The sequence below is a fragment of the Azospirillum thermophilum genome (genome assembly GCF_003130795.1).
GTDB lineage: Bacteria > Pseudomonadota > Alphaproteobacteria > Azospirillales > Azospirillaceae > Azospirillum > Azospirillum thermophilum.
On sequence record NZ_CP029353.1, the window covers coordinates 393,997 to 408,878 of the forward strand.

Sequence of the window (14,882 nt, forward strand, 5' to 3'; positions counted from 1 at the left end):
CGGCGCTTTTTTCGGGGCGGTCGGCCGCCTATCCGGGGCGCACGCGGGCGTCCTCGATGTGGAAGCGGCTGGCATTGAGGCCGAGCGGGGCGAAAACGGCTTCATCCGTGCCCGTCATCCAGGCCTGGGACCCCATCGCCAGGATTTCGTCGAACAGGGCGCGCCGCCGCTCGGGGTCGAGATGGGCGGCCACCTCGTCGAGCAGCAGGATGGGCGCCGCCCCGCGTTCCGCCGCCATCAGCCGGGCGTTGGCCAGCACGATGGCGATCAGCAGCGCCTTCTGCTCGCCGGTGGAGCACAGCGCCGCCGGCATGTCCTTGGCGGCGTGGCGCACGGCGAGGTCGCTCTTGTGCGGCCCCACCGCGGCGCCGCCGCTGTCGGCATCCTGGCGGCGGCTGTCGCGCAGCGCCTGGCGCAGCGCGTCCTCGGCGGCCAGCGCCGGCCCCTCGTCCAGCCAGCGCTCCACCGTACCGGGCACGGCGAGCTCGGCGCCGGGGAAGGGGCCGACCGCGCGGGCACAGGCGGCGCGCAGCCGCTGCACCAGGTCGCGGCGGGCGGCGGCGACGGCGACGCCGGTGGTCGCCATCTGGTCCTCCAGCCCGCCGAGCCAGCCGGGATCGAAGCAGCCCTCGCGCAGCAGCCGGGCGCGCTCGCGCATCGCATGCTCGTAGCGCGACAGGCGGCCGGCATGGGCCGGGTCGAAGCCGAAGACCAGCCGGTCGAGGAAGCGGCGGCGGCCGCTCGACCCCTCGATGAACAGGCGGTCCATCTGCGGGGTCAGCCACACCATCGCGACATGGTCGGCCAGCGCCGTCTGGCTCTTGGCCGGATGGCCGTCGATGCGCACGACGCGGCGGTCGCGCTCGACATGGGGATGGGACGTGGCGGAGCCGGAGGCGGCGGAACCGGAGGCGGCGGTGACCTCGCGGCCGGTGCCGATCTCCACCGGGCCGGCCGGGGTGTCCAGCACCGCGGCGACCGCCCAGCCGGCGCCGGGCGGGGAGCCGATCCGCTCCACCTCCGCCAGCTTCGCGCCGCGCAGGCCGCGGCCGGGGGCGAGGAAGCTGACGGCCTCCAGCAGGTTGGTCTTGCCGGCCCCGTTCGGGCCGATCAGCGCGACCGGACGCCGGTCGGGCTCCAGACGTGCGCCGTCATAGCCGCGGAACCGCGTCAATGTCAGGCGCGTCACCGCCAGCGCATCGGGGCGGGCGGCAGGGATCTGTCTGGCTTCGAGCAATGGGTCCGTTCCGCTAGGCGGGGGACGGTCCCCCGCGCCTCAACCGGGAGCCGGCGGGCTCCCGGCCTCCTCACACGCGCATCGGCATCAGGACGTAGAGGGCGGCTGCGTCGGCGACATCGCGGATGATGGTCGGGGACGCCGCGTCCGCCATCGTGAAGCGGGCGCCCTCGCCCTCGATCTGCTGCGTGATGTCGAGGAGATAGCGAGAGTTGAAGCCGATTTCCAGGGGGCCTTCCTGGTAATTCACCTCCAGCTCCTCCGTGGCGCTGCCGGATTCGGGGCTGGTGGCGGACAGGGTCAAGGTGCCGCGCGTCAGCGACAGCTTCACGGCCCGGCTCTTTTCCGTCGAAATCGTGGCGACGCGGTCGACGGCGGCGGCGAACAACTTGGCGTCCACCTCCATCACCTTGTCGTTGCCGACCGGAATCACCCGCTCGTAATCGGGGAAGGTGCCGTCGATCAGCTTGGAGGTGACGACGACGGAGTCGAAGCCGAAGCGGATCTTGTTGTCGGACAGCGAGATCTCGATGCGGTCGGCCGCCTCGTCGATCAGCTTGCGGATCTCGCCCACCGTCTTGCGCGGGACGATGACGCCCGGGATGCTGGCGGCGCCGTCCGGCAGCGGCATCTCGACCCGCGCCAGGCGGTGGCCGTCGGTGGCGACGGCGCGCAGCACCGGCAGCTCCGCCCCGCCGCCGACCTTGGCCTGGGCGGCGTGCACGTAGATGCCGTTGAGGTAGTAGCGCGTCTCCTCGGTGGAGATGGCGAAGCGGGTGCGGTCGATCAGCGTCCGCAGGTCCGACGCCGCCAGCTCGAACCGGTGCTTGAGGTCGCCGCCGGAAAGCTGCGGGAAGTCGTCCACCGGCAGGCAGGACAGCTTGAACTGCGAGCGGCCGGAGCGCAGCGTCAGGATCGAGCCGTCGCCGCCGATGTCCAGCTCCACCTGGCTGCCGTCGGGCAGCTTGCGGACGATGTCGTAGAGGGTATGGGCCGGGGCGGTGGTGCCGCCGGCGCGGGCCACCGAGGCGGGCACCGTCTCGACGATCTCCAGGTCCATGTCGGTGGCGGCCAGCGACAGCTCGCCATCGCTCGCCCGCAGCAGGACGTTCGACAGGATCGGAATGGTGTTCCGCCGTTCCACGACGCTCTGCACGTGACCCAGGGACCGGAGAAGGGCGGCGCGTTCGATGGTGATGTTCATGCTGTCGTCGTCTCGGCAGGTCGTTGCGGGCGGGTGGTTTTCCGATTCGCAGCCGCTCCCGGCCGGTCCGGCGGCCCTGAGCGGGCGCGCATGATACCACAAGGATGATTTTGCCGAACCAAATTCCTGCGGCCCGGCCTGCGCTTTGCGGGGCGGTCAGCGTGCCCGAGTCTCGTGCAGCCGCAGGGTCGCCACGAGGTCGGTGCTCTGCCAGTGGCGGGAGCGGGCGAGCTCGCGGCGGATGGCGGCGACGAAGGCGTCGATCACCGCCCATTCCTCCTCGGCGATGGCCGGCACCTGGTCGAGATAGGCGTGCACCACGCGGTGCAGCCCCTGGCTGACCGGGCTGATCCAGGCATCGACGCTCTCGCCGATGGCCGCCATCAGCCGGCGGATGCGCAGCAGGTGGGCCATGCGGTGGTGCGGCTTCTCGTGCTCTTCGGTCTTCATCGCCTGGACGAAGGCGACGCGCCCGGTCTCGACGGCGAAGAGGCGCAGCGACTTCAGCTCCGGGTTGGCGTAGCCGGCATTGCCGAGATACCGGCCCCAGCGCCATACCAGCTCCAGCAGCCAGACGACGTCGTCGTGGTCGGGCACCGGGGTGTGGCGGGCGACCATCGCCGCCTGCATGCGCGCGGCCAGCGCCGGCATCACCGTCCCCGTCAGGGCGCGACCAACCTCGGCGAGCTGGGCGCGGATGGCCGGCCCGGTGGAGCGGTTCGCCAGGAAGCCGGTGCCGGTCAGCGCGGTCAGCGACTGCTCGAACCGGTCGACCGCCTCGGCCAGCAGGGCGCGGGTGGCGCCGTTCACCAGCAGGACGCCGCCGTGGCGGATGTCCATGTCGCCGAACATGCCCTCGACCACATCCAGGATGGTGGCGGTCGCCCCGTGGAAATGGCCGAGCAGGGCGCGCAGCAGCGGGTGCGACTCGCGCAGCGCCGGGCCGCCATGCTCGCGCACATGGCGCAGGAACACGTCGTAGCGCCGGCCGACGTTCAGGCCGTAGAGCGGGGCGAACCACGCCAGCGGCTGGGACTGGTCGCGGAAGGGCAGGCCGAGGTCGCGGATGCGCCGGACGAAGCCGACCATCAGCGCCGACTGGCAGTCCACCTCGGCGGCGGAGGGGAGGGAGCCCTGGCGGATCTCCGCCATCTCCCGCCGCATGCGGTCGAACAGCGGCAGCAGCACCGCGTTGTGTTCCAGCACCGTCCGGATGAAGCCCAGCAGTTCGCCGTCGATCGGCGCCTTGCGGCCGAGATAGAGGGTGCGCAGCCGGGCATCGTGCAGCGCCTCCTCGTTCGCGAGGGTCAGGAATCGGTCGGTGGCGCCGCGGTCGGCGGCGAGCCGCAGCAGGAAGTCCACCGCCTCCCGCCGCATCCGCTCGCGCATCTCCAGCGCCGCGGGGCTGGCGAGCACGGCGTCCAGCATCTCCTCCCGCGCCATCTCGTCCAGACTGCTCTGCACCTCGGCGGCGAGGCCGGGGAAGGCGTACTGCGTCAGCGCCGCCCAGACACCGCCCATGTCCACCCGCTGGATCAGGGCCGGCACCACCTCCGGCGCGCGGAACAGGACATGGTCGTCGACCAGGAAGGGCTCGAACAGGCCGGTGAAGAGGCGGCGCGCCTTCATCGGGCGCAGCCGGTTGAAATGATCCACCAGGGCGTCGCGCAGGTGCCGGGCCCGCTCGCCGTTCGGGGCGGCGGCGCCGTCCACCGCCTCCAGCACCGACCGGATGGCATGCATCGGGATGCGCGCGACGACTTCATCCATCTGGCGGCGGAAGGCCTGCCGGTCCTGGCTTGCCGCCGCACCGTCGCCGGCCGGGAATGACGTGCCGTTCATGCCCCCACAACCTCGCAAGACAGCGGTGGTCGATAGAAACATGATCGGAAGAGATTATTAAATATCCTTTGCCAGAGCAGAGAGTGTCCGGCGCGGTTGGTACAACTATCCGGATATGACTATCCTTCGGTATCGAAGTATTTCCTTGTTCGGCTATTCGAAAGACGGGCGTCGGCCGGTCAAGCTGTGGGCGGCCCATCCCGTTCGGCCGCGAGCTGGGCGCGCAGCCCGGCGCGATAGTCCGGGTAGGCGAGGGTGACGCCGAGCTGGCGCTTGATCCGGTCGTTCCTCACCCGGCGCGAGTCGGCGTAGAAGCTGGCGGCCATCGGCGACATCTCCGCCTTCTCGAAGGGGACCATGGGGGGCGGTTCGACGCCCAGAAGCTCGCAGGCATAGGTCACCACCTCGTGCGACGGGCAGGGCAGGTCGTCGGCGACGTTGTAGACGGAGCCCGGCGAGGGCCGCGCCACCGAGGCGCGCAGCACCGTCGCGATGTCCTCGACATGGATGCGGCAGAAGACCTGTCCCGGCTTGTCCACCCGCCGGGCGGTGCCGTCGCGCACCGAGTCGAGGGCGCTGCGGCCGGGTCCGTAGATGCCGGCCAGCCGGAACAGGTGCATCGGCACGCCGTACTGGCGGTAGAGCGACAGCCAGCCGCGCTCGGCCTCCACCCGGCGTTTCTGCCGCTCGCCGGTCGGGCGCAGCCAGGCCGCCTCGCTCACCCATTCCCCCTTGGTGTCGCCGTAGACCCCGGTGGTGGAGAGGTAGCCGGCCCAGTCCAGCGTGCGCAGGTTCGCCAGATCCGCGGCGTGATGGTCCAGCACCGGGTCGCCCTTGGCATCGGGCGGGATGCTGACCAGCAGGTGGGTGGTGCCCTCCAGGGCCGCCGCCGCGTCGGCCAGCGGACGGTCGCGGTCGAAGGGAAAGGCCTCGATCCCCCCGGCCTCCAGCGCCGCGCGCTTGTCCTCGCCCCGGCAGGTGGCGGCGATCCGCCAGCCCTCGGCACGCAGGCGGTCGGCGAAGACGCGGGCGCTGTAGCCGGGGCCGAAGACGAACAGGCGGGGAGACGGCATGGCGAGGTCCTTGGTCGCGGAGACGCCGGGCCGGCAGCGGCTGGCCCTTGCGTCGGGGGCGGTCCTGGCGGAGTGTAGGGCGGCCATGATCCGAAGCAACGCTTACCTGACGCTTGCCCTGCTGTCGCTGCTGATCGCCGCGCCCCGGGCAGCCCATGCCGACCAGGCAACGAACCGCAACAGCCAGATCGCGTCCTGTGCGGCGCTGGCCGAGAGCCGGCCCGAGGAGGCGATGGAGACCGCGACCCGCTGGCAGCAGGCCGGCGGCGGCGACCTCGCCGGCCTGTGCCAGGCCCTGGCGCTGTTCCACCAGGGAGCTTTCAAGGAGGCCGGCAGCCGGCTGGAGGAACTGGCTCCCCGGCTGGGCAGGGACGATCCCAAGGCGGCGGCCTCGATCCTCGGGCGGGCCGGCTGGGCCTGGCTGCGGGCCGGCGACCAGACGCGGGCGGAGCGGCTCTATACCGATGCGCTCGCCAGGCAGCCGGGCGACGTCGACCTGCTGATCGACCGTGCCTTCGCCCGCGCGGAGGCCGAGCGCTACTGGGACGCCGTCGCCGATCTCGACGCCGCGCTGGTGAAGGATCCGTCGCGGGCCGACGCCTGGCTCTACCGGGCTTCGGCGCACAAGGCGCTGATGAACAGCCGTCAGGCCCTCGGCGATATCGCGCGGGCGCTGGAACTGAAGCCCGGCGATCCCGAGGCGATCCTGCTGCGCGCCAACGTGAAGGCGATGTCCGGCGACTTTACCGCGGCCCGCGAGGATTGGGTCCTGCTGAGGCGAATCGCCCCGGACAGCGAACAGGGCCGTGCCGCCGCCGCCAACCTGGAGCGGCTGGCGAAACTGGAGGCCTCGGGCACCGTGAAGCCGGCGAAGCCGGGCAAGCCCGCCGATCAGAAGGCGCCGGCGGACCCGCAGGCGAAACCGCAGCAGTAGAATGGATGGGCCGGACAGGATTGTGCCGCGTCCGGTGAGCGGACCCGGAGGGTGTACATCGTCTGTCAGGCGAGTTTGGTCGCCAGGATGGTCATGATCTGCTCGATCTTGCGGTTCAGTTCCGCATGATTCTCGTTCATGACCTGGACGATGGACCTCTGGCCCGCCTCAAGACTGGTTTGACGGTCCTGCAGGGTCTTTTGACTTGCGAAAAGGCTCTGCTGTCCCTGCTCCAAGGCCTTCTGTCCCTGCTCCAGGGCCTTCTGTCCCTGTTCCAAGGCCTTCTGACCCTGTTCAAGATTGTCCATGCGCCCCTCAAGGAGGCCCATGCGGCCTTCGAGGCCGTCCATGCGCCCCTCGAGCCGATCCATCCGGCCTTCCAGCGCGACCTGTCCCTCGCGGAGGGAGTGCTGGCCGGATTCGAGGGAAACGAGGCGGCGGTCGATGGACTGGCCGAGCGTGGTGATCGCCTCGATCACGGCATCCTTGGAGGCGTATCCGCTTGAACGGCCGGACCCTGCACCGCCCTGGGAGGCGGTTGCGGGTTTGGTGGGCCGGGCCGGAGACGTCGCCATGAAGAGCCCCCTAGAGAAAGCCGGAATCGATATCGCCACACGGTTGTATGGTGGCCCGGCGTCCTCTGTCAAGAATGGGGCAGCGGCCGTCAGAAATCCAGATCCGCGTAATGCCTGGGCGGCGGGCAGCCGGCGATGTTGTCGGCCAGGATGGCGCGGAAGCTGGGGCGCGACTTGATGCGGGCGTACCAGTCGCGGGCCTCCTGATGGCTGTCCCAAGGCACGTTGTCGACATAGTCGAGGCAGGACAGCGCTGCCGCCGCGGCGATGTCGGCCACCGTCAGGGCCGGCCCGGCCAGCCAGGGGCGGCGCTCGGCGAGATAGGCGATGTAATCGAGATGGTAATGCACGTTCGCCAGCCCGGCGCGGATGGCCGGAGCGTAAGGATGGCCCTGGCCGGACAGGCGCTTGATCAGCTTCTCGCCCACCAGGTTCTCCGTCACCTCGCGGTCGAACTTGTGGAGGAACCAGTCGGCGATGCGGCGGACCTCTGCCCGGTGGGGGATGTCGCGGGGCATCAGCGGCGGGTCCGGATAGGCCTCCTCCAGATACTCCATCACGGCAAGACCGCCGGCGACGACGGTGCCGTCCTCCTCGACCAGCACCGGCGGCTCGCCCGACGGGTTGAGGGCGAGGAACTCGACCCGCCGTTCCCATGGCTTCTCGATCACCGGCTCGAAGGGGATGCCCTTCTCGGCCAGCATGATCCGCGCGACGCGGCACAGGGGGTGGAGCGGGTGGTGGTACAGGATCCTCATGGCGGGCGGGACTTTAGCGCAACGCAGCAAGCGAAAACAGCCCACGCGTAGGGGCGGAGCCTGCCTCCTTCGACTAGCCGGCGCGCGACATTCGGTAGAGGACCAGGGGCTCCGCCTCCCCGGACGGGGTGGTTCCGGGCGGGGGAACGGGGGTCCAGCCCTGGTTCTCGTAGAAGGCGCGCGCGGCCGCGTTGCGCGCCGCGCAGGAGAGCAGGGCCGTTCCCTCCAGCCGGCCGAGCGCCTCGCGCAGCAGGGCGGACCCGATGCCGCGGTTGCACCAGCCGGGGTCGATGAACAGGGCGTTGATGAAGCGGTCCGGCCGGTCGATGGAGACGAAGCCGACGACCCGGCCCTCCACCTCGGCCACCAGGACCTCCTCGTCGTGGACGCAGGCGTCATAGTCTTCGAGCCGGAAACGGTCCGGCGGCTGCCAGGGGAAGGCGCGGCGCCGGCCGTTCAGGAAGATCTCGGCGCAACGCGGCGCGTCGCCGGCAACGGCGGCCCGTATCGCGATGCGGAAACCGTCCGTCTTCGGCATGCGCTGCCTTCCCGTCTCCTGTCGTTCCCGGCCGCGTCGGCGAGGCCGCCGGAGGGAGTTGCCGACACTCCTGCGGAAGCCTAATGCAAAACACCCGGTGGCGAAATTGTTCCGCTTGTCCCTGAGACGAAGGTCTAAAGAGGACCGGCGGAGGAAGGCCCGAAGCCGGTCGGCGGGCGATCCTCCAAAGACAAGCGGCGGCCCGGTTTCCCGGACCGCCGCCTTGGCCTTCGCCTTGACCCTTACTCCGCCGGAATGGCCCGCGGCAGCGTGACCGGGACAGGCAGACGGCTCAGCATCTCCTTCGGCACGACCTGCCAGAACTTGGCGACCTCGCGCTCCCAGTCGTTGAGGATTTCGGCAGCGAAACGGCTCTGCGTCTCGGCCACATGCTCTTCGATCAGCGAGCGGAGCTGCGCCTCGTAGTGCGGCACCTCGACGCGCTGGTAGACGACGCTCTCCTCGTTGATGTGCAGCGGCAGCTGGTCGTCCGCGTCATAGACATAGGCCATGCCGCCGGTCATTCCGGCCGCGAAATTGTCGCCGACACGGCCGAGGATGACCGCCGTGCCACCGGTCATGTACTCGCAGCCGTTGGAGCCGCAGCCCTCGACCACCACGGTGGCGCCGGAGTTGCGGACCGCGAACCGCTCGCCGGCCTGGCCCGCGGCGAACAGCTTGCCGGCCGTCGCCCCATAGAGGACCGTGTTGCCGATGATCGTGTTCTTGTGCGACTCCAGCGGGCTGGAGGTCGGCGGACGGACCACGATGGTGCCGCCCGACAGGCCCTTGCCGACATAGTCGTTGGCGTCGCCCATCACCTCCAGCTTGATGCCCTGCACCGCGAAGGCGCCGAGCGACTGGCCGGCCGTGCCGCGCAGGCGGACGGTGATGTGGCCCGGCTGCAGTCCGAACATGCCGAACTTGCGCGTCACCATCGAGGACAGCCGCGTGCCGATGGCGCGCTGCGTGTTGCGGGCGTTGTAGGCGAGCTGCATCTTCTCGCCCTCCTCGAACAGCGGCCGGGCATCGGCGACGATGCGGGCGTCCAGCGTGTCCGGCACCTCGTTGCGGCCCTGCAGGGTGCAGTAGCGCGCGTTCTCGCCAGGATCGACCTGCGCCAGCAGCGGGTTGAGGTCGAGGTCGTCGAGATGCTCGGCGCCGCGGCTGACCTGATGCAGCAGGTCGGTGCGGCCGATCACCTCGTTCAGCGTCCGGAAGCCGAGGCCGGCGAGGATCTCGCGGGCCTCCTCCGCCAGGAAGGTGAAGAGGTTGACGACCTTCTCCGGCGTGCCGACGAACTTCTTGCGCAGAGCCTCGTCCTGCACGCACACGCCGACCGGGCAGGTGTTGGAGTGGCACTGGCGCACCATGATGCAGCCCATGGCGATCAGGCTGGCGGTGCCGATGCCGAACTCCTCCGCGCCAGCATGGCGGCGATGACGATGTCGCGGCCGGTCTTCAGGCCGCCGTCGGTGCGCAGCCGGACCCGGTGGCGCAGGCGGTTCAGCGTCAGGACCTGATGCACCTCCGACAGGCCCATCTCCCAGGGCAGGCCGGCATACTTGATCGAGGTCTGCGGGCTGGCGCCGGTGCCGCCGGAATGGCCGGAGATCAGGATCACGTCGGCATTGGCCTTGGCGACGCCGGCAGCGATCGTTCCGATACCGGAACGGCTCACCAGCTTCACCGTCACCTTCGCATCCGGATTGATCTGCTTCAGGTCATAGATGAGCTGGGCCAGATCCTCGATCGAGTAGATGTCGTGGTGCGGCGGCGGGCTGATCAGCATCACGCCGGGGGTGGAGTGGCGCAGCCGGGCGATCAGCTCGGTCACCTTGAAGCCGGGAAGCTGGCCGCCCTCGCCGGGCTTGGCGCCCTGGGCGACCTTGATCTCCAGCTCGCGGCACTGGTTCAGGTACTCGGCGGTGACGCCGAAGCGGCCCGAGGCGACCTGCTTGATGGCGGAGTTCCAGTTGTCGCCGTTCTTGTCCGGGCGGAAGCGCGCCGGATCCTCGCCGCCCTCGCCCGAGTCGGACTTGGCGCCGATGCGGTTCATCGCGACGTTCAGCGTGCCGTGCGCCTCCGGCGACAGGGCGCCCATCGACATGCCCGGCGTGATGAAGCGTTTGCGGATGGCGGTGATGCTCTCCACCTCGTCCACCGGAACGGCCGGCTTCATCGAGCGCAGCTCCAGCAGGTCGCGCAGCTGCATCGGCGGCCGCTTGTTCACCTGCTCGGAGTACTTCTTGAAGGTGGTGTAGCTGTCGTTGGTGACGGCCTGCTGCAGGGTGTGGATGATCCCGCCCTCCCAGCCGTGGCGGTCGCCCGACTTGCGGAAGCGGTAGAAGCCGCCGACCGGCAGCGCCACGACCTCCTGGTCGTAGGCCACGGCGTGCTGCTCCAGCACCTTCTTCTGGATGCCGTTCAGGCCGATGCCGGAGATGCGGCTGACCATCGCCGGGAAATGCTCGGCGACCAGCGCGCGGCTGAGGCCGATGGCCTCGAAGTTGCCGCCGCCGCGGTAGCTGCTGATGACCGAGATGCCCATCTTGGACATGATCTTCAGAAGGCCGTCGTCGACCGCCTTCTTGAAGTTGGTCATGCACTTCTCGAGCGACAGGGCGCCGAACAGGCCGCGGCGGTGGCGCTCGGCGATGGCCTCCTGCGCCAGATAGGCGTTGACCGTGGTGGCGCCGACGCCGATCAGCACGGCGAAGTAGTGGACGTCCAGGCCCTCCGCCGTCCGCAGGTTCAGCGAGGTGAAGGTGCGCAGGTTGGAGCGGATCAGGTGGGTGTGGACCGCACCGGTCGCCAGAATGGCCGGGATGGCGGCCCGCTTCGGCCCCATCGCCTCGTCGGTCAGGATGACGTGGTTGGCGCCGCCGCGCACGGCATCCTCGGCCTCCTGGCGGATGCGGCGCAACGCGTCGCGCAGCGCGTCGTGCCCGCCGTCGATCGGGAAGGTCGCGTCGATCACCGCCGCCGTGTCGCCCATATAGTCGCGCATCGCGCGGAACTCGGCGGTGGTGAGCACCGGCGACTCGAGCTGCAGCAGGCGGGTCTGGCTCTCGTCCTCGTCCAGGATGTTGCCGAGGTTGCCCAGCCGCGTCTTCAGGCTCATCACCCGGCGCTCGCGCAGGGAGTCGATCGGCGGGTTGGTGACCTGGGAGAAGTTCTGGCGGAAGAAGTGGTGCAGGCCGCGGTACTTGTCCGACAGCACGGCGATGGGGCTGTCGTCGCCCATCGAGCCGATGGCCTCCTTGCCGTCCTCCACCATCGGATGGAGGATCAGCTCCATGTCCTCCATGGTGATGCCGAAGGCCATCTGGCGGCGGCGCAGCTCCGCCTTCTCCATCTCCGACGGCTCGCCCTTCAGCGAGGCGGTCTTGACCAGCTCGTCGAGGTGGGTGGTGTTCCTCACCCACTTGCCCCAGGGCTTCTGGGCGGCGAGGTGGTCCTTCAGTTCGCGGTCATGGAACAGGCGGCCTTCCTGCAGGTCGACGGCGATCATCTCCCCCGGGCCGAGGCGGCCCTTCTCGACCACCTGGCTCTCGTCGATCTTCACCATGCCGGTCTCCGAGCCGGCGATGATCAGCCCGTCGGTGGTGATGGTGTAGCGCATCGGGCGCAGGCCGTTGCGGTCCATGCCGCCGACGACCCAGCGGCCGTCGGTCATGGCGAGCGCCGCGGGGCCGTCCCACGGCTCCATGACGGAGTTGCAGTACTGGATCAGCGCCTTGTGGTTGTCGGGCGTGGTCTGCGAGCTGGTCAGCGCCTGCGGCACCAGCATCATCTTGACCATCGGGGCCGAGCGGCCGGCGCGCACCATCACCTCGAACACCGTGTCGAGGGCGCCCGAGTCGGAGAGGCCGACGCCGATCACCGGCTTCAGGTCCGCCATGTGGCTGCCGAACACCGGATGCTCCATCCGGGTCTCGTGCGCCTTCATCCAGTTGACGTTGCCCTTCAGCGTGTTGATCTCGCCGTTGTGGGCGAGCATGCGGAAGGGCTGGGCCAGCGGCCAGGTCGGGAAGGTGTTGGTCGAATAGCGCTGGTGGTAGATGGCGAAGTCGGACTCGAACCGCTCGTCGAGCAGATCGGGATAGAAGGTGGTGAGCTGTTCCGCCAGGAACATGCCCTTGTAGATGATCGAGCGGGCGGACAGCGAGCAGATGTAGAAGTCGTTGATCTGCTCGGCCTTCACCGCCTTCTCGATGCGGCGGCGGATGATGTAGAGGTCGAGCTCGAACTGTTCGTCGGACACGCCCTTGCTGTTGCCGACGATGATCTGCTCGATCTCCGGCCGGGTGGCGTTGGCCTTCTCGCCGATGATGTCGACGTTGATCGGCACCTGGCGCCAGCCATAGATGTAGTAGCCGAAGGACAGGATCTCGGTCTCGACGATGCAGCGGCAGGCCTCCTGCGCGTCGAGGCTGATGCGCGGCAGGAAGACCTGGCCGACCGCCAGCTTGTTGTCCGGCGCGCGGTGGCCGATGACCTTGACGTGGTCCTTGAAGAACTTCTGCGGCACCGCGACGTGGATGCCGGCACCGTCGCCGGTCTTGCCGTCGGCGTCCACGGCACCGCGGTGCCAGACGGCCTTCAGCGCCTCGATGCCTTTCTCGACCACCGAACGTCGGGGCTTGCCGTCGATCGCGGCGATGAAGCCGACGCCGCAGGCATCGTGCTCATCCTCCGGATTGTAGGCGTTGGCAGTGGTCAGCGCCGCGGCGTTGGCACGGTACTCGGCGACGAACTGCTCACCCTGGTTCATCTCGGTGGTCATCGGTGGACCCTTTCAGTCGAATGTAGCTGCGGGGGCGTCACCCCCGCCTTCCGCCGGAGGCATCCGGCCTCCGGAACCCGCGATCCCCGGGGCGCATCCGGCCCCGGGACCTTCGAAACGGCGGCGGCCCTACTCGGCCGCGACCGCCAGCGTCTCCGCCTTCGCCCGGGCGTAGGCGTGCATCGCGTCCGCCGCGTCGCGGCCGTCGCGGATGGCCCACACCACCAGGCTGGCGCCGCGCACGATGTCGCCGGCGGCGAAGACGCCGTCCAGGCTGGTCATCTTGGTGCGGTGGTCGACCAGCAGGGTGCCCCAGCGGGTCACCTTCAGGTCCGGTTCGCCGAACATCTCCGGCAGATCCTCCGGCTCGAAGCCGAGCGCCTTGATCACCAGATCGGCCGGCTCGGTGTATTCGGAGCCCTCGATCACCTGCGGGGTCTGGCGGCCGGTCGCGTCGGCGACGCCCAGATGGATGCGCACGGCGCGCACGCCGGTCACCACCTCGGCACCCCCGCGCGTCTCACCGGTGAAGCCTTCGGGCGCCACCTGCCAGACGAACTCGACGCCCTCCTCCTCGGCATGCGCCACCTCGCGCTGCGAGCCCGGCATGTTCTTGCGGTCGCGGCGGTAGAGGCACTTGACCGAGGTCGCCCCCTGGCGGATGGCGGTGCGCACGCAGTCCATGGCGGTGTCGCCGCCGCCGAGAACCACCACCTTCTTGCCGGCGGCGTTCAGCGAGCCGTCGTCATAGGCCGCGACCGTGTCGCCGAGCCCGACCCTGTTGGAGGTGGTGAGGTATTCCAGCGCCGGCACGATGTTCTTCAGGCCGCTGCCCGGCCCCTGGATGTCGCGCGCCTTGTAGACGCCGGTGGCGACCAGCACGGCGACATGCTTGGCGCGCAGGTCGGCCATGGTGGCGTCGCGTCCGACCTCGAAGTTCGGATGGAAGACCACGCCGGCGTCGGCCAGCAGCTTCACGCGGCGCTCGACGACCGTCTTCTCCAGCTTGAAGCCGGGAATGCCGTAGACCAGCAGACCGCCCATGCGGTCGTAGCGGTCGTAGACATGGACGGCGTAGCCCTTGGCGCGCAGTTCCTCCGCCGCGGCGAGGCCCGCCGGGCCGGCGCCGATGATGCCGACCGACAGGCCGAGCTCGTGCGAGGGCTTGCGCGGCTTGACCCAGCCGTTATCCCAGGCGGTGTCGTTGATGTACTTCTCGACCGATCCGATGGTGACCGCGCCGTGGGTCGACTGCTCGATGACGCAGTTGCCCTCGCACAGCCGGTCCTGCGGGCAGATGCGACCGCAGATTTCCGGGAAGTTGTTGGTGGCCTGGCTGACCTCGTAGGCCTCTTCCAGCCGCCCTTCCGACGTCAGCTTCAGCCAGTCGGGGATGTTGTTCGAAACCGGGCAATGGACCTGGCAGAAGGGAACGCCGCACTGCGAGCAGCGGTTGGCCTGCTCGTTGGCGCGCTCGTCGGAGAAGCGGGCGTAGATCTCGGCGAAATCCTGGCGGCGTTCCGCAGCCGGGCGCTTGTCGGGCATCCGCTGCGCGGTGTGCACGAAGCCCAACATCCTCTGGTTCGCCATGACCCCTGCTCCTTCTGCGCGGTCCCCGGTGCGGGGAGCGATGCGTGCCGGCCCGGTCAGTTCCGCGGCCCGGCCCCGATGAAAACGAACGTCCACGCACGCAGTGGACGAGCGTCATATAACGCATGCGCAAAAGCTGCGCGAGCAAAAAATCGCCGATAGGTAACGCGTACTGTCCTTTTTTGCGGGGCGCTCCGAATCGTCAGTTGAGAACCAGTCGCAGTTTTAAAATGACGAAAGAAAATTAGTCCCATAACGGACCTATCGCGAATTTCGAGGTACCGAAGCGTCGTCGTCGCCACGGACGGGGCAGCCTGCTATAAGCCCCGGCGTGCCCCGCTG

The 14,882-nt window shown here is 69.4% G+C and carries 9 protein-coding genes and 1 pseudogene; 1 reads left to right on the forward strand and 9 read right to left on the reverse strand.

Going from position 1 to position 14,882, the window contains the following annotated elements; translation table 11 throughout:
• Positions 1-28: 28 nt before the first annotated feature.
• The 4 genes from recF to DEW08_RS07960 form a co-directional block, all read right to left on the reverse strand.
• Positions 29-1,237 (reverse strand): DNA replication/repair protein RecF, encoded by a 1,209-nt coding sequence (gene recF, locus DEW08_RS07945; RefSeq protein ID WP_245986476.1) that lies wholly within the window; start codon positions 1,235-1,237, stop codon positions 29-31.
• A 70-nt stretch (positions 1,238-1,307) separates the two neighbouring features.
• Positions 1,308-2,441: a DNA polymerase III subunit beta gene (gene dnaN, locus DEW08_RS07950; protein WP_109326017.1), complete on the reverse strand. Its 1,134-nt coding sequence runs from the start codon at positions 2,439-2,441 to the stop codon at positions 1,308-1,310.
• 156 nt (positions 2,442-2,597) lie between these two features.
• Positions 2,598-4,283 (reverse strand): hypothetical protein, encoded by a 1,686-nt coding sequence (locus tag DEW08_RS07955; protein WP_245986477.1) that lies wholly within the window; start codon positions 4,281-4,283, stop codon positions 2,598-2,600.
• A 179-nt stretch (positions 4,284-4,462) separates the two neighbouring features.
• A complete protein-coding gene (locus DEW08_RS07960; protein ID WP_109326027.1) occupies positions 4,463-5,356 on the reverse strand; it encodes an SDR family oxidoreductase in 894 nt (297 codons plus the stop codon).
• 85 nt (positions 5,357-5,441) lie between these two features.
• On the opposite strand from DEW08_RS07960, the gene DEW08_RS07965 reads away from it, so the two are divergent.
• Positions 5,442-6,290, forward strand: a complete 849-nt coding sequence (locus tag DEW08_RS07965) for a tetratricopeptide repeat protein (protein ID WP_181449437.1) — start codon at positions 5,442-5,444, stop codon at positions 6,288-6,290.
• 65 nt (positions 6,291-6,355) lie between these two features.
• Here DEW08_RS07965 and DEW08_RS07970 read toward each other — a convergent pair whose 3' ends face one another.
• The 5 genes and pseudogenes from DEW08_RS07970 to DEW08_RS07990 form a co-directional block, all read right to left on the reverse strand.
• Positions 6,356-6,769: a hypothetical protein gene (locus DEW08_RS07970; RefSeq protein WP_109326029.1), complete on the reverse strand. Its 414-nt coding sequence runs from the start codon at positions 6,767-6,769 to the stop codon at positions 6,356-6,358.
• Between the two features lie 185 nt (positions 6,770-6,954).
• On the reverse strand, positions 6,955-7,623 hold the full coding sequence (locus DEW08_RS07975; RefSeq protein ID WP_109326030.1) for a glutathione S-transferase family protein: 669 nt from the start codon (positions 7,621-7,623) through the stop codon (positions 6,955-6,957).
• A gap of 73 nt (positions 7,624-7,696) precedes the next feature.
• Entirely contained in the window at positions 7,697-8,161 is a 465-nt protein-coding gene (locus DEW08_RS07980) for a GNAT family N-acetyltransferase (protein WP_109326031.1), read from the reverse strand.
• 242 nt (positions 8,162-8,403) lie between these two features.
• Positions 8,404-12,950, reverse strand: a pseudogene (gene gltB, locus DEW08_RS07985) (glutamate synthase large subunit).
• Between the two features lie 129 nt (positions 12,951-13,079).
• Positions 13,080-14,540 carry an NAD(P)-dependent oxidoreductase gene (locus DEW08_RS07990; protein WP_109326032.1) on the reverse strand — a complete coding sequence of 487 codons (1,461 nt, stop codon included), beginning with the start codon at positions 14,538-14,540 and terminating at the stop codon, positions 13,080-13,082.
• Between the last annotated feature and the right edge of the window lie 342 nt (positions 14,541-14,882).

Coding starts and splice junctions, on each gene's coding strand:
- dnaN (WP_109326017.1), bottom strand. CDS start 2,441: ATGAACATCACCATCGAACGCGCCGCCCTTCTCCGGTCCCTGGGTCAC.
- DEW08_RS07960 (WP_109326027.1), bottom strand. CDS start 5,356: ATGCCGTCTCCCCGCCTGTTCGTCTTCGGCCCCGGCTACAGCGCCCGC.
- DEW08_RS07975 (WP_109326030.1), bottom strand. CDS start 7,623: ATGAGGATCCTGTACCACCACCCGCTCCACCCCCTGTGCCGCGTCGCG.
- DEW08_RS07980 (WP_109326031.1), bottom strand. CDS start 8,161: ATGCCGAAGACGGACGGTTTCCGCATCGCGATACGGGCCGCCGTTGCC.
- DEW08_RS07955 (WP_245986477.1), bottom strand. CDS start 4,283: ATGAACGGCACGTCATTCCCGGCCGGCGACGGTGCGGCGGCAAGCCAG.
- DEW08_RS07965 (WP_181449437.1), top strand. CDS start 5,442: ATGATCCGAAGCAACGCTTACCTGACGCTTGCCCTGCTGTCGCTGCTG.
- DEW08_RS07990 (WP_109326032.1), bottom strand. CDS start 14,540: ATGGCGAACCAGAGGATGTTGGGCTTCGTGCACACCGCGCAGCGGATG.